At 71.1% G+C, this 21,856-nt stretch carries 16 protein-coding genes; 7 read left to right on the forward strand and 9 right to left on the reverse strand.

What is annotated here, in order from left to right:
• Nucleotides 1–46: 46 nt before the first annotated feature.
• The 5 genes from BLQ34_RS05845 to BLQ34_RS05865 all read right to left on the reverse strand — a co-directional run bounded on the left by BLQ34_RS05845 (nt 47) and on the right by BLQ34_RS05865 (nt 5,829).
• Nucleotides 47–553, reverse strand: coding sequence for a fibronectin type III domain-containing protein (locus BLQ34_RS05845; RefSeq protein WP_091782765.1), 507 nt, complete (start codon nt 551–553; stop codon nt 47–49).
• Between the two features lie 92 nt (nt 554–645).
• Complete coding sequence (locus BLQ34_RS05850; protein ID WP_157692912.1) at nt 646–2,772, reverse strand: zinc metalloprotease; 2,127 nt, start codon at nt 2,770–2,772, stop codon at nt 646–648.
• A 324-nt stretch (nt 2,773–3,096) separates the two neighbouring features.
• Nucleotides 3,097–3,663 (reverse strand): GerMN domain-containing protein, encoded by a 567-nt coding sequence (locus BLQ34_RS05855; protein ID WP_091782770.1) that lies wholly within the window; start codon nt 3,661–3,663, stop codon nt 3,097–3,099.
• A 43-nt stretch (nt 3,664–3,706) separates the two neighbouring features.
• Complete coding sequence (locus BLQ34_RS05860) at nt 3,707–5,029, reverse strand: sensor histidine kinase (protein WP_091782773.1); 1,323 nt, start codon at nt 5,027–5,029, stop codon at nt 3,707–3,709.
• A 116-nt stretch (nt 5,030–5,145) separates the two neighbouring features.
• Nucleotides 5,146–5,829 (reverse strand): response regulator transcription factor, encoded by a 684-nt coding sequence (locus BLQ34_RS05865; protein WP_091782776.1) that lies wholly within the window; start codon nt 5,827–5,829, stop codon nt 5,146–5,148.
• A gap of 239 nt (nt 5,830–6,068) precedes the next feature.
• Here BLQ34_RS05865 and BLQ34_RS05870 point away from each other — a divergent pair, with 239 nt between their 5' ends.
• Genes BLQ34_RS05870 through BLQ34_RS05890 form a run of 5 tightly spaced genes read left to right on the forward strand, consistent with a single transcriptional unit; the run spans nt 6,069 to nt 11,960 of the window.
• On the forward strand, nt 6,069–7,868 hold the full coding sequence (locus BLQ34_RS05870) for an ABC transporter substrate-binding protein (protein WP_091782779.1): 1,800 nt from the start codon (nt 6,069–6,071) through the stop codon (nt 7,866–7,868).
• Between the two features lie 10 nt (nt 7,869–7,878).
• Nucleotides 7,879–8,946, forward strand: a complete 1,068-nt coding sequence (locus BLQ34_RS05875; RefSeq protein ID WP_091782781.1) for an ABC transporter ATP-binding protein — start codon at nt 7,879–7,881, stop codon at nt 8,944–8,946.
• A complete protein-coding gene (locus tag BLQ34_RS05880; protein WP_091782784.1) occupies nt 8,943–10,022 on the forward strand; it encodes an ABC transporter ATP-binding protein in 1,080 nt (359 codons plus the stop codon). The genes BLQ34_RS05875 and BLQ34_RS05880 overlap by 4 nt, the downstream gene beginning before the upstream one ends.
• Nucleotides 10,019–10,993, forward strand: coding sequence for an ABC transporter permease (locus tag BLQ34_RS05885; RefSeq protein ID WP_091782787.1), 975 nt, complete (start codon nt 10,019–10,021; stop codon nt 10,991–10,993). The genes BLQ34_RS05880 and BLQ34_RS05885 overlap by 4 nt, the downstream gene beginning before the upstream one ends.
• Nucleotides 10,994–11,000: 7 nt before the next feature.
• Nucleotides 11,001–11,960: an ABC transporter permease gene (locus BLQ34_RS05890; RefSeq protein ID WP_091782790.1), complete on the forward strand. Its 960-nt coding sequence runs from the start codon at nt 11,001–11,003 to the stop codon at nt 11,958–11,960.
• Between the two features lie 173 nt (nt 11,961–12,133).
• On the opposite strand, the gene rpsA is transcribed toward BLQ34_RS05890, so the two are convergent.
• Nucleotides 12,134–13,639, reverse strand: coding sequence for a 30S ribosomal protein S1 (gene rpsA / locus BLQ34_RS05895; protein ID WP_091782793.1), 1,506 nt, complete (start codon nt 13,637–13,639; stop codon nt 12,134–12,136).
• 152 nt (nt 13,640–13,791) lie between these two features.
• Here rpsA and BLQ34_RS05900 point away from each other — a divergent pair, with 152 nt between their 5' ends.
• Nucleotides 13,792–14,607 carry a class I SAM-dependent methyltransferase gene (locus tag BLQ34_RS05900; RefSeq protein ID WP_091782795.1) on the forward strand — a complete coding sequence of 272 codons (816 nt, stop codon included), beginning with the start codon at nt 13,792–13,794 and terminating at the stop codon, nt 14,605–14,607.
• 87 nt (nt 14,608–14,694) lie between these two features.
• Here BLQ34_RS05900 and BLQ34_RS05905 read toward each other — a convergent pair whose 3' ends face one another.
• A complete protein-coding gene (locus BLQ34_RS05905; RefSeq protein WP_091782797.1) occupies nt 14,695–15,660 on the reverse strand; it encodes a DUF3068 domain-containing protein in 966 nt (321 codons plus the stop codon).
• Nucleotides 15,661–15,810: 150 nt separating this feature from the next.
• Here BLQ34_RS05905 and BLQ34_RS05910 point away from each other — a divergent pair, with 150 nt between their 5' ends.
• Nucleotides 15,811–16,953 (forward strand): acyltransferase family protein, encoded by a 1,143-nt coding sequence (locus BLQ34_RS05910; RefSeq protein ID WP_157692913.1) that lies wholly within the window; start codon nt 15,811–15,813, stop codon nt 16,951–16,953.
• Here BLQ34_RS05910 and BLQ34_RS05915 read toward each other — a convergent pair.
• Together BLQ34_RS05915 and BLQ34_RS05920 are read right to left on the reverse strand one after the other, a co-directional pair.
• Nucleotides 16,886–21,097, reverse strand: coding sequence for an alpha-(1->3)-arabinofuranosyltransferase domain-containing protein (locus tag BLQ34_RS05915; RefSeq protein ID WP_172829358.1), 4,212 nt, complete (start codon nt 21,095–21,097; stop codon nt 16,886–16,888). The genes BLQ34_RS05910 and BLQ34_RS05915 overlap by 68 nt on opposite strands.
• Nucleotides 21,094–21,825: a class I SAM-dependent methyltransferase gene (locus BLQ34_RS05920; protein WP_197674775.1), complete on the reverse strand. Its 732-nt coding sequence runs from the start codon at nt 21,823–21,825 to the stop codon at nt 21,094–21,096. Before BLQ34_RS05920 ends, BLQ34_RS05915 begins: the two co-directional genes overlap by 4 nt.
• Nucleotides 21,826–21,856 lie beyond the last annotated feature (31 nt).

The following is a 21,856-nucleotide window of genomic DNA, read 5'->3' on the forward strand; positions in this document are numbered from 1 at the left end:
CACCTCTGCGGTGGCTGGGGCCGCGGGGCGGAGCCCCTCGGAGTCGTCAGGAGGCCGCGGGGGCGGTGACGGCGTCGGTGCGGGCGCCCTCCACGCCGTGCTCGCGGACGCTGCTCACCGCATACCGGAGGGTGCCTGGTCCCGGAGCCACGTCGGTGAAGGTGAGCGACGAGCTGGTGCCGACGAGGGCCTCACCACCTCCGTCGACGGTCCGGAACACGCGGTACTCGACCACCCGGTCGGAGTAGCTGTGCGGCCCTGCCACCGCTGGCGGAGGCGACCAGGTCAGGGTGACCGATGTGCCTTCGCGGACGGCGGTCAGGCGCTGCGGCGGCGGCGGGTTCACCCGCAGCTGTTCCTCGGCCGTCAGCTCCTCGGGCACGGTGGTCGGCTTGTCGCTCGACGCCGTCGGGCTGGTGGACCTGGTCGTGCTCGGCGGCGCCGTGACCGCAGGGCTGCCCGCCTCGGAGCCCGAGGTGCCACAGGCCCCCAGAACGCCTGTCAGCAGGATGGTGGTGACGGCCCCCAGCCGTCGAACCAAGTTGGTGCTCATGACCTTTCGACGCCACCTCTCGGGTCGGGGTTCCTCGGGCACCCGACTGGCGGGGAGCCGAAGCTCCCCGCCAGCCGGTGTCGACCCTGGGGTCACTTGTGCAGGTTGTGCTCCTTGGCCTCCTGGTAGGTGAGCTCGTGCGACACCTTCGTCGTCGCGCTCAGCCCGGCCGAGACACCGCCACCGACCGTGCCGCCGCCGTAGGTCAGGTTCGCCCAGTTGTTCTGGGTGCCCAGCACCGTGAGGCTGCCGTCGTTGTTGATGTCGGAAGCCACGACGCCGCCGGTGACCGCGTTGCAGTTCCAGTTGATCGGCAGGTTGGCGCCACCGGCGGTGGTGCGCTGCGTGCCGTTCGGGCAGAACCAGCGGGTGCGGTAGGTCGCGGCGCTTGCGCTGCCGAGCCCGGCGTTCTCGTTCAGGGCCAGCTCGTTGAGGCTCGGCAGGGTGAACGAGGAGTAGGTGAAGCTCGGCGGGGTGGTCCCCGTCCGCGGGATGCCGCTCACCTGGAACGCGTAGTTCATCACGCTCAGGTAGTTCGGCTCGTAGTTGCCGTGGTCGTCGCCGCCATGGCGCAACCCGAGGTCGTGACCGAACTCGTGGATGAACGTGCCCACCTTGGCGTCAGAGCTGCCACCGCCACCCCAGAGCCCGAGCGTCACGACGAAGCTGTCGTTCGGGATGTTGAAGGCGTTGCCGCTGCTGCTGCCACCGTCGTAGCCGTGGGCCCAGATCATGTAGTAGTAGACCTTGGCGCGAGCGGCGTTGAAGTTGGCGGCCTTGATGGCGTTGAACTGTGCGGCGACCGGGTTGAGGTCCGCGTCGAACGGCACGAGGTTTCCGCCACCGAGGTTGAACGCAGCACCACGGGCCGGTCCGGCGTCGAGGTGCAGCCGGATGCCGGTGAGCCCGTCGGGGTTCGCGGCATACGGTGCGGCTGCGTACGCAGCCACGATGCGGTTCAGGTCCGCGGCGAGCGGCAGGTGGCACGGGCACACGGCCTCGGCACCCATGTAGTCCATCTCGACGTAGAGGTCCTTGTGGACGGGGCTCGCCCCCGGGAGCGCGACGTCGAACGTGCCGTTGCCGTCGGAGTCGAGGCCGTTGGCCTCCCAGCCGTCGAGCAGCTTGTCGCGGTCGGTGTCGATCTGGCCGTAGTAGCGGGCCGACATCACCTGGGCGACCCAGGAGATGCAGTCCGGTCCGCCGTCGACGGTGAACCGGGCGCTCGTGTCACCCGGGTGCACCAGGCGGCCGAACGACATGCTGTCGGTGTCCCACAGGTTGCCCTGGCTGTAGCGCGGGACCGGCCGGTCGGTGCCATCCCAGTCCGGGGTGGCGACGTCGACGCCGTTGATCTTGCTGAACGGCTCGCCGGCGTTCTTCTGGCCGTCCGCGCCGATGAAGGTGGTGCGGAACTCACCCACCGGGTTCGAGGCCGAGAAGCCGAACGGCAGCGAGGTGGTCATCGCACCGCCGGACGTCATGCCGTAGCCGTTGGCCACGACGACCTGGGTCAGCGGGTAGCTGGGCTTGTCGTAGACCACGACCAGAGAGGCGCCCTCGGCGAGCGGTGCCTTGGCGGTCGTCGTGAACGGGTCTGCTCCGTCGTGCCGGCTCGAGGCGAACCCCTTGAGCGAGTACCAGCCGTTGCCGGTCACGTAGCTGCCCACGTTGGCGCGGTAGGCGTAACCGGTCGTGGTGCCGGCCCAGCACGGGCTACCGCCCTGGCCGACCTTGATGCCCCGGATCGGCTGGCCCTTGAAGGTACCGGCCGAGAACGACGACGACTCGCCGTTGCCGAGGATGCTCCAGAAGAGGTAGGCCTCGACGACCTTGGCCCCTGCAGGGACCCCGGACACGTAGATCGAGCCGGCCCCGCGGTTGCGCAGGCCGACGCCCGAGGCCGTGTATCCGCCGTGCACGGTGAGCTGTGCGTAGGTGGAGGGCGCCGAGCCGGACACCCCGCCGACACCCGTCGTCTTCGAGCTGGTGGCGACGCCCTTGCCGGGAGGCGCCTTCGACGTCGTGACGGTCGCGATCGACGGCGTGGACGCGTCGACCACGGTCGCCGTCACCGGCGCCTTCAGGATGCTGGCTGCCGGGGCCGCCGAGACGGCTCCCTGAGCCGTCGCGGCGGCGGCAGCGAAGGCTGCCCCGGCCGTGACCAGCACCGTGGCGAACCGCGCCGAACGGCGCAGCCCGGTAGTGGTTGATTTCATTGCGAGTCCTCCCCAAGACTCTCGTGTGCCGTCGCCGTCGGTCCGCTCCGGCCCCCCGGTCGTCACCGCGCCCCCTGCGCTGGTGGACGGTCGCAGACCACGACGTCACGTGCACACATTCCCCTTGTGCTGCACCAGGACCCGACGGTGTCGGCTCCCCCCATGCCGCTGCAGCACCAACAGGTATACGGCCACTAGCGTCCGTTCGCCATCGGCAAGATGACGTAGATCGTGGATAGATCCTTCAACCTCTGCTTTTCGTGATTCACGACGTGGAGAGATCGAGCCGGTCAGCCGGTGGCCGGCTCCGCCTTCCCAGGCCCGTTAGGTGGGAGGGTTGTATGCCGCGTAGTCCACGCGCGTGACCGGCCGGTTCACGAGCTGGCCGCTGGGGCCGGGCACGGGGAGCTCCCGGGTGCCCTGCACGAGCTGCACGCTCTGGGCCAGGCTGTTCGCCGTCACCGTGAAGACCAGCTGGGCCATCGCCAGGGACTGCTCGTGCACCGAGATCCGCTCGAAGCCGGAGGGCAGCTCGATGCGGGCCACCCCGTCCTCGTCGACCACTCCCCGCAGCGGCGTGCTGGCGATGGGCAGCGCATTGCGGATCCCGTTGGCAGCCATGGTCGGCGTGACGGGCACGGCCAACCCGACGAAGGACGGCTCCAGACCGGCGCCGGGAGGCACCGTCCGGGTCACTCGTGCCAGACGGTCGCCCTGGACGAGGTAGACCTGGATGGTCAGCGGCACCCCTTGGCGACTCGGGCCGGTGGTGCTGCTGGTCGCCGTGGGCGCAGCCGCCGGGACAGGGCTCGACTGGGTGCCGATCGAGCAGGCCGACAGGAGCACGGCCACGACCGGGCCGGCCAGTGCGGCCGTCGCCCGCGCCCACACCGGACTGGGGCGGCGCGCGGTGCCGGCCCGGCGGCATACCCGGTCAGGAGGCGCTGGTCGGCAGCTCGACGACAAAGCGCGCACCTCCCCCCGGGCGCTCCTCGACGAGGACCTGGCCTTCGTGGAGGGCGACGTGCCGTTGCACGATGGCGAGGCCGAGGCCGACCCCGGTCCGCTCGTTGGAGCCACCCCGCGCGAACCGTTCGAACACCCGGGACCGGCGCTCGACCGCGATCCCCGGTCCGTCGTCCTCGACGACGACGCGCAGGGCATGCGGGCCCGGCTCGACCCGGACGGCCGTGCACCCCCCGCCGTGCGTCTCGGCGTTGCCGACGAGGTTGGCGACCACGCGTTCGAGCCGCCGCTTGTCCACCTCCATCGTCAACGCGGACACGGACGGGTCCACCTCCGTGACGGCGCGACCGGCAGCGGTGTCCGCGGCGCGGCGCACGAGGTCGCCCACCCGGACGGTCTCGCGCACCACCTGGTCGCCGGCGTCGTGCCTCGAGATCTCGAGCAGGTCGACCACCAGGGCCCGGAACCGTTCGAGCTCGTCGGCGAGCAGGTCGACCGGCTCGCGCACCGACTCCGGCAGCTGGGCCCGACGGTTCTGGATGACCTGCATCGAGTTCAGCATCGTCGTCATCGGCGTCCGCAGCTCGTGGCTCACGTCGACCGCGAACCGCGCATCCGCGATCACGTGCCGTTGCAGGTCCTCCACGGTGCGGTTGAACGAACCGGCGAGCTCCTCGAGATCGGGGTCACCCTCGGCGTCGAGGCGCGCCGACAGCCGACCCGACGCCACGTCCGCGGCAACGCGGTTGAGCTCGGTGAGCGGACGCAGCGCCAAGCGGCTCGCGAACCGCCCCACCCCGAGCCCGATCAGGACGGTGACGACGGCGGCGGCCACGAGCCCGAGCGACAGGGCCCGCGCAGTCCGCTGCATCTCGTCGAGCGAGTAGACCTCGAAGTAGCCCCCGCGCCCACCGGAGAGCGGCAGTCCCACCACGAGGTGGAGCGTGCCGTCGACGCGGATCCGTTGGGTCGCCTCCTGTCCGCCGGTCACGAGAGACACGAGGGCGGTTGGCAGGCTCGCCGGGCCGAGGCTGGGCGACGTGGCATACCAACGACCGTCGACCTGCGCGAGGACTGCCGCGGAGTCGGTCCCGGGCACCCCCTCGAGGACGGCCGGCAGGTCGGCCGACCCGGTCGACAGGGCAGTCTCCACCTCCCCGCGGTCGAGCGAGGTCTCCACGAGGGCGGTCTGCTCGGTCTGCGAGACCATCGTTCGGGTGACCAGGGTCCAGGCCAGCCCGGACAGCAGCGCCGACAGCCCGAGGGCCAGCAACCCGAATCCCAGCGTCACGCGCCCCCGGACCCCGAACCTGCGCGCGGGGAGCGCGCGGCGCAGGGCCTGCGCCCTCGCCCCCGGGGTGGCTCGACCTGACGTCCCACGACCGGACGGCGCCCCCGAGGTCACGATCAGCCCGCCAGCCGGTAGCCGAGTCCCCGCGCGGTGACGACGTAGCGAGGGCTCGCGGGGTCACGCTCGACCTTGGTGCGCAACCGCCTGATGTGGACGTCGACGATGCGGGAGTCACCGAAGTAGCCATAGCCCCAGACCTTGTCGAGGAGGTCCTCACGACTCAGGATGCGTCCCTCGGCCACGGCCAGCTCGGCGAGGAGCCGGAACTCGGTGCGGGTCAACGCAACCGGTTCGCCGTCACGCAGCACCACGCCGTCGTCCAGCCCGATCGACAGGTCCCCCACCACGGGACGCCGCGGCCGGTGGTCGACCGCGGGCTCCACCCGCCGCAACAGTGCCCGGATCCGCGCCGAAAGCTCCTTGGCGACCAACGGCTTGGTCACGTAGTCGTCGGCCCCGGCTTCCAGGCCGGCGACGACGTCGTGGCTGTCCGAGCGTGCCGTGACCATGATGACCGGCACGTTGCTGCGGTGCCTGATCTCCCGGCACACGGAGAAACCGTCCGTGTCGGGCAGCATCACGTCGAGCAGCACCACGTCGGGCTCCTCGCGGGGCAGGTCGGCCAGACCTTGCTCCCCCGTGCCGGCTTCGGACACGTGGTAGCCCTCGTCCTCGAGGGCCAGGCGGAGCACCCGCCTGACCCGTGGGTCGTCCTCAACCAGCAGCACCCGCCGCGTCACCTCGTCAGTATCACACCGGCGTGCGGAGGCGTCCGGAAGTTCCTGCCGCATATGGTGTTCCGTCACGCAATCGTCATGAAGCCCCTTCGTCCGTGACGAACGCCTTGCACTCCCGTGACGGTTCCCCGCGCGCCGCCCCACGGGCTGCGCCGGGTCCCTAGTTTCACACTCGACCTGCCCTGCTCGAAGGGGTCGGCCCCTCTCGAAACCAGCACCTCCACCCACCCGAGGAGAACGCGATGACCTCCAGGAAACGTCGGCTCGCAGCGGTGGCCACCGCCTGCACAGCGAGTCTCGGACTGGCTGCCTGCGCCAGCAGCACGGGCACCACGACAGGCACGTCCTCCAGCAGCGGGACCGCCGTCAAGGGCGGCACCCTGAACATGCTGGGCGTCGGCGACGTCGACTACATGGACCCCAACCTCAGCTACTACTCGGGTGGCTACCTCGCACTGCGGCTCTGGAGCCGACAGCTGTTCACCTACCCCGCGATCAAGGACCAGGTCACCAAGGCGGCACCCGACCTCGCGACCGCGATCCCCACCGAGGGCAACGGCATCAGCGCCGACGGCAAGACCTACACCTTCACCATCCGCGACGGTGCGAAGTGGGACACCAGCCCGGCGCGACAGGTCACCGCCCAGGACTTCGTCCGGGGCGTCAAGCGCACCTGCAACCCGGTGCAGCCGTTCGGCGGGCTCCCGGACTACCAGGACCTGATCGTGGGGTTCCAGCCGTTCTGCGACGGCTTCGCCAAGGTCGCCAAGACCCCCGCGGCCATCGCGGCATACGTGGAGAAGACCCCGGTCGCCGGGCTCACCGCCAAGGACGACACCACGGTCGTGTTCACCCTCACCCACCCCGCGAGCTACTTCGTCGACATGCTCACGCTGCCGTCCTTCTCTCCCGCGCCCAAGGAGTATGACGCGTACCTGCCGGCCAGCCCGGAGCTCGCTCAGCACACCATCTCCGACGGCCCGTACAAGATCGACTCCTACACGCCGACCAAGAACATCACCTTCAGTCGCAATCCCGCCTGGGACCCGTCGACCGACCCGATCCGCAAGGCCTACGTGGACAAGGTCGTCGTCAACGAGACGGTCAGCCAGGACTCCGTGCAGCAGCAGCTCCAGACCGGCACCCCGAGCGCGGACATGGCCTTCGACACCTTCCCGCCGCCGTCGCAGCTGGCTGCCCTGATCGCCAAGAAGGACCCGCTGCTCAACCTCGGTGAGGGCTCGTCGAACAACCCCTACCTCGTCTACAACACCGTGTCGCCCAGCAACAACAAGGCACTCCAGAAGAAGGAGGTGCGGCAGGCACTGTCGTTCGCCCTCAACCGCACCAACATCATCCAGGTGCTCGGTGGGCCCAAGGTCAACCCGCCACTGACCCACGTCCTCCCGAGCAACGTCGTCGGCGGTGAGCAGGACTTCGACCTGTACCCGAACGACCCGGCCAAGGCGAAGTCGCTGCTGGCAGCGGCGGGCTACCCGAACGGGCTCACGCTGAAGATGTTGTACCGCAACGCATCCGAAGGTCAGAGCAAGGCGTTCCAGACCGTGCAGCAAGACCTCTCCAAGGTCGGCATCAAGGTCGTCGGGGTCCCGTCACCCAACGCCGACTTCTACACCAAGTACCTCCAGGTGCCGACCGTCGCCCAGCGCGGCGTCTGGGACATCGCGATCGCCGGTTGGGGCGCCGACTGGTACGGCAACGCTGCCCTGTCGTTCTTCAAGCCGCTGTACTTCGGCAAGGCGGCCTATCCACCGATCGGCAGCAACTTCGGCTTCTACGACAGCCCGACCACCAACGCGCTCATCGAGGAGGCGTCGACGGCCAAGACCGAGGAGCAGGCCAGGGTCCTGTGGGCCAAGGCCGACCACCAGGTGATGGACGACGCGATCTTCTTCCCGATCACCAACCCGATCACCGCGAACTACCGAGCCGCCCAGCTGATGAATGCGGTCTACATCCCCGCCTTCCAGCAGTTCGACCCCGCGAACGTCTGGCTGGCCTCGGGCAAGCAGGGCGGCTGAGGTCCCGGCCATGGCCCTCCTGGAGGTGCGGGACCTCGAGGTCTCCTTCCCCACCGCAGACGGTGTGGTCCAGGCCGTGCGCGGACTCTCCTTCGATGTCGAGCGTGGCAGCACGCTCGCCATCGTCGGGGAGTCCGGCTCAGGCAAGAGCGTGTCGACGCAGACCATTGCCGGGCTGACTCGCGGCGCCCGCGTGAGCGGCACGGCCCGGTTCGACGGCATCGACCTGATCGGCGCCGACCCGGAGGTGCTGCGCCGGGTGCGCGGGGCCCAGATCGGCATGATCTTCCAGGACCCGCTGTCCAGCCTGCACCCCTACTACACCGTCGGCTGGCAGATCGTGGAGATGATCAGGGCCCACCGCAAGGTGACCAAGGCGGCCGCCCAGCAGCGCGCAGCCGAGCTGCTGTCGCTCGTCGGGATCCCCCGTGCGGAGCAGCGGATCCACGACTACCCGCACCAGTTCTCGGGCGGGATGCGCCAGCGGGTCATGATCGCCATGGCCATGGCGCTCGACCCGGCCCTCCTCATCGCCGATGAGCCCACCACGGCCCTCGACGTCACCGTGCAGGCGCAGGTGCTCGACGTGATGCGCAGCCTGCAGGAGCGGTTCGGCACGGCCATCATCCTCATCACCCACGACCTCGGCGTGGTCGCCGAGATGGCCGACGAGGTCGTGGTGATGTATGCCGGGTCGGTGATGGAGCGAGCCCCTCGCCGCACCCTCTTCTACCGCAACCACCACCCCTACACCGAGGGACTGCTCGCCTCGTTGCCGGCGCAGGGTGCCACCGGGGCCCGGCTCACCCCCATCCCGGGGTCGCCACCGTCCCTGATCAACCCGCCGTCCGGGTGCCCCTTCGCGCCCCGGTGCCGGTACGCCTTCGACCGGTGCTGGAGCGTCGCCCCGCCGCTCGACACCGTCCACGACGACCCGGAGCACCGTTCGGCCTGCTGGCTGGCCGACGACGCCCAGGCCCGCAGGTCGGCGCGGGCCGGCGGCTCCGACGCCTCCGCACCGATGCCCGCACCGCCCCGGAAGCCCGTGGCACCCGCGCCGGCCGGGGTCGGGTCATGAGGTCCGAGGTCCTGCTCCGCGCCGAGGACGTCACCAAGTCGTTCCCGGTCAGGTCGTCGGGACTGCGTCGCCAGCACGACGTCGTCCAGGCCGTCGCCGGCGTGAGCCTCGAGGTGCGGCGCGGCGAGACCCTCGGCCTGGTCGGCGAGACCGGCTGCGGCAAGTCCACCCTCGCCCGCTGCCTCGCCCGGCTGTACGACCTGACGTCCGGGACGGTCAGCTTCGAGGGCCGCGACATCAGCACCCTGTCGGGCCGGGAGATGCGCCCGCTACGTCAGGACATCCAGGTCATCTTCCAGGACCCCTACGGCTCGCTGAACCCCCGTCGCCGGGTGGGCTCGATCATCGGCGACCCGTTCGTGATCCACGGCATCGGGTCTGCCGACGACCGCAAGCGGACCGTCCAGGAGCTGATGGAGCGGGTCGGCCTCAACCCCGAGCACTACAACCGGTTCCCCGCCGAGTTCTCCGGTGGACAGCGCCAACGGATCGGCGTGGCACGGGCGCTCGCCCTGCGGCCCAAGCTGGTGATCTGCGACGAGCCGGTGTCGGCGCTCGACGTGTCGATCCAGGCCCAGATCATCAACCTGCTGGTCGACCTGCAGGACGACTTCGGGCTGACCTACGTCTTCATCTCGCACGACCTCTCGGTGATCCGGCACGTGAGCGACCGGATCGCCGTGATGCACCTGGGCAAGATCGCCGAGCTCGCACCAGCGGACCAGCTGTTCGACCACACCCGGCACCCGTACACCCGGTCGCTGTTGTCCGCGCTCCCGCACGCCGATCCGGACGTCGCGGACAGCCGGGAGCGGATCGTGCTCGTGGGCGACCTCCCCACCCCGACCAGCCCGCCCTCCGGCTGCCGGTTCCACACCCGCTGCCCCAAGGCGCGTGAGGACTGTGCGGCCACGGACCCGCCGCTCGTCCCGGTCCTCGGCGACGGCCCCGTGCACCGCACGGCCTGCCTGCACCCGCTGGCGGTCGGCGAGGACCTCTCGTTGGCCAGCCCGCGGGTCAGCGACAGCGAGATCCACTCCAGTCCGCACCGCGTCGAGGAGGCTGAGTCCGCATGAGTGACACCGCAGACGTCGTGGCCGTGATGAACCATCCGGAGCCGGGGCCCACGACGGCCGGCTCGCCACCAGCTGTCAAGGGCATCGAGGGCCGGACACCGTGGCAGCTGGCGTGGCAGCGCCTGCGTCGCGACCGCGTGGCGATGGTCTCGCTGGTGGTGATCGGCCTCATCGTGCTGATGGCTCTGGTGGCTCCCTTGTTCGCCGTCGTGACCGGGCACCCGGTGAACGAGCAGTACCGGCAGACCGGCCTCACCCCGGACGGCCTCCCACGCGGGCCGTCCAGCGAGTTCTGGCTGGGCACCGACGACCTGGGCCGCGACATCCTGGTCCGCATCGCGTACGGCGCCCGCATCTCGCTCCTCGTGGGGGTCGCGGCCACGCTGTTGACCGTGGCGATCGGGGTCGTCATCGGGCTCGCAGCGGGATTCCTCGGCGGCCTGGTCGACACCGTGCTGGCCCGCCTGATCGACGTCGTCCTCTCGGTGCCCTTCCTGCTCGTCGCGATCGCCCTCGTGTCGATCACCGGGCCGAGCCTGCTCGTCACCGTCCTGGTGATCGGCTTCTTCAGCTGGGCTTCGGTCGCCCGCATCGTCCGTGGCCAGGTGCTGTCGATGCGGGAGCGCGAGTTCGTCGAGGCGGCTCGCTCCCTCGGGGCCTCCAACGGGCGGATCATGTTCGTGGACATCCTGCCCAACGTGCTCGCGCCGGTCATCGTCTACGCGTCCCTGTTGATCCCGGTCGTCATCGTCGTCGAGGCGACGCTGTCGTTCCTGGGGCTGGGGCTCGCTCCTCCGACGGCCGACTGGGGCGGGATGATCAGCGAGGCCCAGACCTACTACACGACCGCCTGGTGGTTCGTGGTCTTCCCCGGCGCCGCGCTGCTCGTGACGACGTTGGCCTTCAACCTGCTCGGCGACGGGATCCGCGACGCCTTCGACCCGCGCTCCGAGCGCCTGATGGCGAAGTGAGGGCGTCATGGTCCGCTTCCTGATCCGGCGCCTCGCCCTCGGCGTCCTCGTCCTGTGGCTGATCACCCTGGCCGTCTTCGCGCTCTTCTTCGTGGCCCCCAACAACGTCGCCCGCACGCTGGCCGGTCGCCAGGCCACTCCGGAGACGGTCGCGGCGATCTCCCACCGGCTCGGCCTCGACCAACCGCTGTGGAAGCAGTACCTCGACTTCGTCGGCAAGGCGCTGCGCGGCGACCTCGGCTACGACTACTACCACCAGGTGCCGGTCACCACGATCATCGGCTCGGCGCTGCCGATCACCCTCTCCCTGGTGTTCGGCGCGGCCTTCCTGTGGCTGGGGCTGGGGGTCTTCAACGGCGTCGTCTCGGCAACCCACCCGCGCTCGTTCACCGACCGCTCGCTCACCGCGCTCAGCCTGTTCTTCTACTCGACCCCGACGTTCCTGCTCGGGATCCTCCTGCTCTACGTGCTGTACTTCCGGCTCACCCTGGCCGGCTACAGCGCCTTCCCCGCCGGTGGGTACGCGCCCTTCGGGGGCGGGCTGGGCGGCTGGGCCCAGCACCTGGTGCTCCCCTGGTTCACCCTCGCCCTGGTCTCGGCCGCGACCTACACCCGGCTCACCCGCGCGTCCATGCTCGACGTGCTCGGCGAGGACTACGTGCGGACCGCCCGGTCCAAGGGCATCGGCGAGCGACGGGTGGTGCTGCGACACGGCCTGCGCGCGGCGCTGACCCCGATCGTCACCCAGTTCGGGATCGACGTGGGGTCCCTGCTGGGTGGGGTGGTGGTCACCGAGACGGTGTTCAGCCTGCCCGGCCTGGGCAAGACCGCGATCGACGCGATCAACCAGCAGGACCTGCCCGTGATCATCGGCGTGGTGCTCTTCGCCGCGGCCGCCGTGGTGGTCGCGAACATCCTGGTCGACCTGGCCTACGCCGTGCTCGACCCCCGGGTCCGCCTGCACTGAGGCGTCGCAAAACGGCGGTTGCGTCCACTTCCGCCCAGCAATAGTTGGGCGGAAGTGGACGCAACCGCCGTTTTGCGACCCACCGCAGACGCCGAGAGGCCCGGCCCCCTGACGGGAACCGGGCCTCTCGCACCCAGCCAGGCGGCATACCGAGGTATGCCGCGTGGACCGGATCAGTTGCCGGTGAGCTTCTCGCGCAGTGCGGCGAGAGCCTCGTCGGAGGCCAGCGTGCCCTCGGACGCCGGGGCGGCCGGGCGGCTGCTGCCCGTGTCGCTGTCGGAGTCCGTGGAGGACGAGCCCGAGTCGGACGAGTAGGACGTCGCGGCACCGGCGTTGGCGGCAGCCTCGGCGTCGGCCTTGGTGGCCTCCTCGACCTGGGTCTTGTGAGCCTCCCAGCGCTGGTGGGCCTCGGCGTACTGCTTCTCCCACTTCTCACGCTGGGTGTCGAAGCCCTCGAGCCACTCGTTGGTCTCCGGGTCGAAGCCCTCCGGGTACTTGTAGTTGCCGGCCTCGTCGTACTCCGCGGCCATGCCGTAGAGGGTCGGGTCGAACTCGGCGACGGGCGCGCTGTCGTCGTTGGCCTGCTTGAGGCTCAGCGAGATCCGGCGACGCTCGAGGTCGATGTCGATGACCTTGACGAAGATGTCGGAACCGACCGTGACGACCTGCTCCGGCAGCTCCACGTGGCGCTCGGCCAGCTCGGAGATGTGGACCAGGCCCTCGATGCCGTCGTCCACGCGGACGAACGCACCGAACGGGACCAGCTTGGTGACCTTGCCCGGCACGACCTGACCGATCGCGTGGGTGCGGGCGAAGTGCTGCCACGGGTCTTCCTGCGTCGCCTTGAGCGACAGGGAGACACGCTCGCGGTCCATGTCGACGTCGAGGACCTCGACGGTGACCTCCTGGCCGACCTCGACCACCTCGGACGGGTGGTCGATGTGCTTCCAGGACAGCTCGGACACGTGGACGAGACCGTCGACGCCGCCGAGGTCCACGAACGCACCGAAGTTGACGATGGAGGACACGACGCCGGAGCGGACCTGCCCCTTCTGGAGCTCCTTGAGGAACGTGGTGCGCACCTCGGACTGGGTCTGCTCGAGCCACGCACGGCGCGACAGGACCACGTTGTTGCGGTTCTTGTCGAGCTCGATGATCTTGGCCTCGATCTCCTTGCCCACGTAGGGCTGGAGGTCGCGGACGCGACGCATCTCCACGAGCGAGGCGGGGAGGAAGCCGCGCAGGCCGATGTCGAGGATGAGTCCACCCTTGACGACCTCGATGACGGTGCCGGTGACGACGCCATCCTCTTCCTTGATCTTCTCGATCGTGCCCCAGGCGCGCTCGTACTGCGCACGCTTCTTGGAGAGGATCAGGCGGCCTTCCTTGTCCTCCTTCTGGAGGACCAGGGCCTCGACCTCGTCGCCGACCTGGACGACCTCAGAGGGGTCGACGTCGTGCTTGATCGAGAGCTCACGCGAGGGGATGACACCCTCGGTCTTGTAGCCGATGTCGAGCAGGACCTCGTCCCGGTCGACCTTGACGATGACACCCTCGACGATGTCGCCGTCATTGAAATCCTTGATCGTCGCGTCGATCGCGGCGAGCAGTTCTTCCTCGGTGCCGATGTCGTTGATGGCAACCTGAGGGGCGGTCTTTTCGACCGTGCTGGCAGTCATGTAGTAGGAACTCCGATGGTGGACAGTGAATAGAAGGTGATGGTTGTGCTCACGCTCTTGGGGCCACCGAACGGTGGCACGGCGAAGCGCGCACACGAAAGTGCCTCCCCACCTTACCGAGGCCGTCCCTGCACGGTCAAAACGCGAGGGGTATGCCGGTGAGTGAGTTTGCGCAGGTCAGCCGTCGAGAGGCGGGCGCCGAGGAGACCGCCGCCGCCAACCGGTCCTGGTGGGACGCCGAGGCCGGCGACTACTACGCGGAGCACGGCACCTTCCTGGGTGACGCCGACTTCGTCTGGGGGCCGGAGGGCTGGCGCGAGGAGGAGCTCGGTCTGCTCGGGGACCTCACCGGTCGGCGGGTGCTGGAGATCGGCGGCGGGGCCGGCCAGTGCTCCCGCTGGGTCGCCGCTGCGGGTGGCCAGGTCGTGGCCACCGACCTGTCGTCGGGCATGGTGAAGCAGGGGCTCGACCTCAACCGCCGTGCCGATGCGCCCGGGCCGCCGGTGCCGTTCGCCCAGTGCGATGCCGTGCAGCTGCCGTTCGCCGAGGGCTGCTTCGACACCGTGTTCACTGCGTACGGCGCCGTTCCTTTCGTCGCCGACAGCGCCCGGCTGCTGCGCGAGGTGGCGCGCGTGCTGCGTCCGGGCGGGCGGTTCGTGTTCTCGACGACCCACCCCTTCCGCTGGGCCTTCCCGGACGACCCGGGGCAGGGCGGGCTGACCGTCACCCAGTCCTACTTCGACCGGACTCCCTACGTCGAGGCCGACTCCGACGGCGAGGCGACCTACGTCGAGCACCACCGCACGCTGGGCGACCGGGTCCGCGAGGTGGTCGCGGCCGGGCTCGTGCTGGTCGACGTCGTGGAACCGGAGTGGCCCAGCCGCAACCAGCAGGCCTGGGGCGGCTGGTCACCGCTGCGTGGTGGTCTCTTCCCCGGCACCGCGATCTTCGTCTGCACGCGCGCCTGAGCGCCCACCCTGCGTCCCTGGACCCGATCAAGGTGGGTCAGGCGAGGTGCCGGGTCAGGCGAGGTGCCGGGTCAGACGAGGTGCCGGTCAGGCAGTCGCCTCACGACGACCGCGGGGGGCGTCGCCACCACGCAGCGCGAGGAACCCACCGAGCAGCAGCAGCACACCCACGATGACGAAGGTCAGCGGCAGGGTGGAACGCACCAGGTGGAGCTTCGAACCCTTGTCGCCCGCGTCCTCGGCGTTGGCCTTCACGGTGGCGTCGTCGTAGCCGATGGTGCCCTTCTGGAGGGTGACGATGTCCTCGCCGTCCTTCTGGAAGCGGGTGTTGAGCAGCTCCTCACCCTTGATGACGATGCCGGTGTTGGGCTCGACCCAGAGGGTGCGGGTGTTCTCGTAGACGCGGTCCACGGTGACGTTGCCGGTGGCCGCGGGGTCACCCGCGAGCGAGGCCGGCACCTCCTGCTGGGTGTAGGCGGTGGCCGGGATGACCATGCGGTAGACGTAGACGTCGGTGCCGAACAGGTTCTCGGTGCGGACGAACTTGGCGTCGACCGGCTTCAGCAGCGTGTTGTCCCACCACTGGTAGGACTTCTTCTGCGCGTTGAACGGCATCTTGAAGATCAGGCCCTTGTAGGCGGTGGCGGTCCGGTCGGCCGGGTCCTCGGACGCGGCGTTGTAGGTGTCGCAGCACTGGACGGCCTCACCGGTGGTGCGGTCCATGGCGACGCGCTGGAGGCCGGCGGAGAGCACGGTGCCGTTCTGGTCGGTGGAGCGCACGAAGCTGTCCCAGACCGCCACGTTGTCACCCTGCTTCGTCTGGGCGGCCTGGTCGGCCTTGACGAACCGGGTCGAGGTCAGCGTCAGACCGGACTTGGTCTCGAGGTCGGCGACGTAGAACGCCTCCATGTTCTGACCCTGCGACACCGACTTGGAGTACTGGTCGAGCGGCACCTTGGCCAACGACGGGTAGGCGTAGACCTTGAGCATCAACGCCGAGACGAGGAGAAAGGCTCCGAGCCCCAACCCGATGAGACCAGCGACCTTGCGCATCCAGAGAACCTTTCGCAATGCGGTCCGACGGCGACCGCGCAGCAGGTGCTGGCGCGGCTGGACCCCGGCGGCCAGCTGACTGATGACTATCCTTCGGGCATGGCCGAAGCCGACCCGACTGGCGGGACTCTACCAGCGAGTAGGGCTCGGGTGAGTGCACCTTCGGACAACCCGCCGAGCGTGTCCTCGCAGCTCCCCCGGATGGCGGGACTCGACGGCCTGCGGGCCGTTGCTGCGGGCCTCGTGGTGCTCACCCACGTCGGATTCCTCACCGGCGCGGTGTCCTTCGGGGTGATCGGTCGACTCCTCGGCCGCGGTGACCTGGGCGTCTCCATCTTCTTCGCCCTCTCGGGCTTCCTCCTGTATGCCGCGATGGGCCGCGAGTGGGACAGGACCGGGCACGTGGACGTGCCGGCCTACTACCTGCGCCGTGCCGTCCGGGTCCTGCCCGCCTTCTGGGTCGGCCTCCTGGTGGTCGGCCTCGCGGTGCGGCCCGACGCACGGGTCTGGGTCACCAACGCGACCTTGACCCAGATCTACGTCCCCGACGCCCTGCTCGACGGCTACACGCAGACCTGGAGCCTGGCGACCGAGGTGTCGTTCTACCTCGTCCTGCCGTTCGTCTTCCTCGTGCTCCGCCGCCGGACCTCCGACGCCACGGTCGCGCTGCAGCTGCTGGGGGCCACGTGGCTGCTCGGACTGGTCGCCGCGGTCGCGTCGGGGGTGGTGGAGATCGGCGGTGACACGCTGGCCGGACGCTGGCTGCCGGCGCACTGGCCGGAGTTCGCCCTGGGCATGGCCCTGGCGGTCGTGCGCGACGCCCCGACGCTCCGGTCCCACCGGGTGCTGCGCGACCTCGCCGCCTACCCGGGCACCTGCCTCGCCGGGGCCGGTGGCGCCTACCTCCTCGCCACGACGACGGTCGCCGGACCTCTCACGCTGGGGCCGGTGGCCGGCGTCCAGCTCGCGGGCAAGGGGATCCTGGGTTCGGTCGTGACGGCCGGGTTGATGGTGCCGCTGCTGTTCGGGCCCGGCCGGGACGTCTACAGCCGCGCCCTCTCCTGCGCCCCGGCGCGCTACCTGGGTCGGATCTCGTACGGCGTCTTCCTCTGGCACCTGCCCGTCTTCGAGGCGGTCTATGCGCTCACCGGCATCGACTACTTCACCGGCGGGGCCGTCGCACTGCTCGCCGTCGGCGTGCCGGTGACGCTTGGCCTCGCGGCCCTCAGCGAGCGCCTGGTCGAGCGTCCGTTGATGGACCGGGTGCACGCCCGGACCGGCCCGACGCGCTGACCACGACGGTCAGGGCCGCCACGCAGAGCAGTCGCAGGGCGGCCTCGGTGGCCGGACCGCCGAGCCGGCCGGGCACCCACCACGCCTGCACGAGGCCCGCGGTCGTGACGAGCGCGGTCACCAGGACGGGCACGACCAGTCGGTGTCCCGGGCGGAGTGGCCACCGCCGACCCGAGCCGACCGCCACGCAGGGCACTGCGACGAGCAGTCCCCACCAGCCGGCGAGCAGCCAGCCGACGAGCAGACCCGTGATCGCCGTGACCGCCCCGACCGGCACCCTGCCTGCCGGGCCGGGCCGAGCCTCGCGTCCGGCGCCGTCAGCGAGCCCCACCCGTGCCGCCGACGTGGCGTTGGCGGTGCGGCGCGACGGCACGAGGGCGCTCCCCACGACGACCAGCACGAGGAGGAGTCCGGCCAGCAACCCCCAGCGATAGGGGCGGTCCGGGCCGAAGGCGAGCGTGACGCGGCCACCGTCGCCGGCGGGCACGACGAAACCCTGCCGCCAGCCGTCGACGGTCACCGGGTCGAGATCGCGTCCGTCGAGGGACGCCCGCCACCCGGGGTTGGCGTTCTGGGGGATCGTGAGGAGCGCGGCGGCTCCCGACCCGACCTGCGCCGTGAGGTCGCCGGTCGCCGTGGCGGTGACCTCCACCGACCGGGCGGGGACCGCGCTCGCAGCAGGTCGGTCCGTGCGAGCCAGCACGAGCCGCTCGGGCACGAACCCACCCCACGGCTCGACCGCGACCCGCCCCTCGGGCGGACTCATCCGCACCGGATCGCAGGCCTCGTAGCTCAGCGCGCCCACGCCATACGCGGCCGAGCGCGGGCCGGTCACCCGTGTGGGCACCGCCACGCCCTCGACCAGCAGGCGCGGACCGCTGCCGCAGCCAGCCGTGACGCGGTCGGGAGCCGCTGCCGGCTCGACGCCTTCGACGGCCAGGGCGGTGACCTCCATGCCGGCAGCCGGTCGGGCGTCGCGCTCGGCATCCTGCCGGGTGGCCGCGAGCAGCAGCCGCACCCGCAGGGAGCGACCGGTCGTGGGACGGATGTCGAAGCTGCCGTCCTGGGCCACCTCGGCCAGCTGCACCCGACCGTCCACGGTGACCTGCGCCGTCACGTCTCGTCCGGTCAGCCACTCGCCGCGGGTCTGCAGCTGGAGGTGCGCGATCCTGGCCGGGCGGGTCAGCTCGACCCCGAGAGTGGGGGTGGCGTCCGCCGGGTCGGGGGCCCACGCAGTCGCCGGGTCACCGTCGAGCACGGCACCCGGGCGGGCCTGCGGGGCCCGCGACAGCCGGCTGCTGGCCGTGACCGTGCCCGGGGCGCCGAGGTCGAGCAGTGCGTCGAGACCCGGACCGGGCACGGCACCCAGCGTGCCGCTCACGGCGTAGGCGATCCCCGCACTGACGGGGATGGTGCGGTCCAGACCGGCGGCGTCCTCGGGTGCCCGCGGCTCACCCCGGCACACGAACTGGTCGCGGACCTCGGTGCAGCCGTCCGAGCCGCGGTACTGCTCGGACAGCACGAAGTCGTCGGCCGCCGCGGCGGTCGCGCTCGGCACGATCGCGGTCTCCCGCACCACCAGGCCGGGCACGCGCACCTCGCTCAGGCCGGTCACGAGCGCGTCCGCTCCACGGTCGGTCTCCAGCACCTGCAGTGTGAGCCGGGTGGTGTCCGCCGACGGCAGGCCGGTCACCGGCTGCGGGCGCCCGGTGGGTGCGAGGTCGAGGTCGGTCCCCCCGGCGTCGGTGGTCACCCTCAACCGCGTCGGTATGCCGAGGAAGTCACCGAAGCGGGACCTGTCGGCGAGGCTCGAGACCTCCAGGCCGGCGACCGACCGTGGTCGGTCGAAGGTCATCGTGAGGGACGGCCGCCCGTCGGCGGAGACGACCCAGGCGGTCGTGGCGAGCCCGTCGAGGGCCGAGAACGGACGGTCCGCGGGGTCGAGGCCACCCGGCCCGGCGTCGGTGGCCAGCGAGCCGGAGGCCCGCAGGTCGCGCAGTCCGGTCCAGGCGATGGTGGTCCGCAACCGGGGGTCCTCCCACGGGAGGTAGTCGTGCAGGCCGTCCTGGTCGCCCGCCGCCAGGGTCTGGCTCACGTCGCGCCCGCGCACGGCTCCGAAGGCCCGGTCGCGGGCCCGCATCGAGTCGGTGACGACCCGGCGCCCCGCCGAGGCGGCGTCGGCTGCGATCCGACGCGCGACGGGGTCGGCCGCGACGTCGCCGTCGAAGACCACCGGACCCTCGACACCTGCCTCCCGCAGATCGGGCAGGCTCTCGCTGGCCCCCGAGGCCGACACGACGTCGGTGAGGGGGGTCAGCTCCGCGGGAGCCGTTGCGGTTCCGGGGATCGCGTAGACCTCGACGGGCCTGATCCGGTTGCCGGAGCCGTCGACGAAGGTGTCGCCGAAGGCAGCCACCCGCGTCAGCCCGGTGGTGCGGGCGATCGACGAACGGGCCACCGAGACCGGCACCCCACCCGTCGAGCGCGTGTCGAGGTCGTTGCGAAGCACCACGTGACGCACCCCAGCGGAACGCAGCACGTCGACGACGCCGCCGAGGGCACGCCCGGTCTGCAGCCGGGTCTCGACGGCGTCGAGCAGGCGCACCGTGTTGGCCGGGGTGAGCGGCACCGCGTCACGGACCGCGCTGCTGGCGGAGGTCTGGGTCCGCAGGACGAGGTCGAGCGGACGCCCCCAGGTGTACTCGTCGAAGTTCGAGGCGGGGACGACGAGGGCGGTCCCGCCACCGGGCTGCCGGTCGAGCCAGCGCCCCGCCTGCTCCCACTCCTTCGGCACGGCGGTGAACGAGCCGCGGGAGGCGAGCTGCCCCGCGATCCCCGGCAGCACCGGGCTCAGCGCAGCCGCGCAGGCGACCAGGGCGGCGACCACCGCGACCGGCCGGGTCGCGCGACGCGGCACGACGGGCAGGCGCAGACCCCGTCGGGCGAGGAGCCCCACCCCGTGGGCGAACGCGACCATCAGCGGGACCCGGAGCAAGGGGTCTGCCTTGTGGACGTTGCGCAGCGGCGCGAGCGGGCCGTCGAGAAGGTGCTGGGCGACCGGCCGCAGCGGGCTGTCCTGGGGGCCGTGGTGCGGCACCGCGAGCACGAGCACACCCAGCACCGCCAGCATCACGAGGTAGCCCCGGTGCGGCAGTCCCCGCAAGGTCAGGCCGGCCAGGCCCACCGCCGCCGCGACCGTCGTGCCGATCACGAGGGAGGGCGCCGCGACCAGGTCGAACCCGGCGTTCCACCAGGGCCCGGCCTGGGTGACCAGGTGTCCCAGCCAGTGTGAGGTGCCCCGGAGGTCGTCGAGCAGGCTGATCGTGCGGGTCACCGTGTCGGACGACTCGATCCAGTCCAGGAAGGGCGGCGAGTAGCGGCCCAGCACCACCAGGGGAACCGCCCACCAGGCCGACGCGGCCGCCACCGAGGCAGCCCACCACCAGGTGAGGGAAGCCCTCCACCAGCGCGAGCGGGTGACCAGCCACAGGCCGGTCGGGACGACGGCGAAGGCGGTCGCGGTGGCGTTGACGCCGCCACAGCACAGCACGGCCAGGGCAGACAGGGCCGCCGCACGGCGCGCACCCAGACGACCCTGGTCCGCCAGCACGACGGGCAGCAGGATGGCGGGGGCCAGCAGCGCGGGGGCCGCCTCGGAGGAGATCGGGCCCAGCGTGCTCACCACCCGCGGGGACAGGGCGAACGCCACGGCAGTGACCTGTCGGGTCACCGGGTCGGCCACCTGCCAGGCGCTGAGCAGGGCCCGGGCGGCGAGGAACCCGGCGGTCAGCAGGACGGCCCACCAGAGCCGCTGCACCACCCACGGCGGCGCGAGGAGCTGGCCGAGCGCGGCGAACGGCCCCATCGGGAAGAGGTAGCCGTAGCCCTGGTTCTGCAGGACGCCGAACGCGGTGGTGGGGTCCCAGAGGTGCAGGGCGCGCGACATCAGCCCCCAGGGGTCGAGCGCGAGGTCGATCTTGGTGTCGGCCACCACCTTGCCCGGCTGCTGCGCGAAGGCCACGGCCCACAGGACGAGGAGGCAGGTGAAGGTCCGCACCCGGTCGACGAGGAGGGGGACGGGGCGGACGGGCGGCGTGGCGGTGCCGCCGGGTCGGCGACCGGCGGCCGGCGCAGGACTGGTCACCGTCGCCGGAGCACCATCATGAGGTTCCAGGTGGCGACCTCCCGCAGCCCCGGCACCTCGACGACGGCCCGGGCCCAGTCGGGGTGGTAGCGCGGCGACAGCTCCTCGACGACCAGGTCGGGCTGGGCCCTGGCCCACCGCATGCCGTCGCCCACCCGGGCCGCGAACATCGACGTCCCGAACCGGTTCTTCGGGGGGCGTCCCTGCACGCGCTCGTAGCGCCGCGCGGCATACTCCCCGCCCAGGAAGTGCCACGGCGACGTCTCGTGCCCTCCCCACGGTGAGGCCCACGCCGTGTAGGAGATGAAGACCAGTCCCCCGGGCCGGACCACGCGCACCATCTCGCGGGCCACGACGCCGGGGTACGGCACGTGCTCCATCACGTTGCTCGACATGACGACGTCGAGGCTGGCGTCGGCGAACGGCAGCCGCTCCCCCACGCCCACGACGTCGGGAGCCGCGGCATCGACGAGGTCACCGACGGCGACGTCGAGGCCGACGTAGAGCGCCCCCGCGCCGGCGAAGGCGGCAGCGAACTGGCGTGGCCCCGCCCCGACGTCCAGCACCGACGAGCCGGCCAGGTCGGTGTGCCCGGACAGCAGCGCGACCGTGTCGTCGGCCAGGTCGCCGTAGAACCGGTCAGGGTCGGTCTGCTCCACCAGGAACGACCGGAACAGGCGGAGCGACCGACCAGCGGTGCGATACCGTCGCGTCGGTCGCTGATTCACCCGAGCATGCTAGCCAGCCGGGCGCACCCGA

The sequence above is a fragment of the Pedococcus dokdonensis genome, assembly GCF_900104525.1.
Taxonomy (GTDB): Bacteria; Actinomycetota; Actinomycetes; order Actinomycetales; family Dermatophilaceae; genus Pedococcus; species Pedococcus dokdonensis.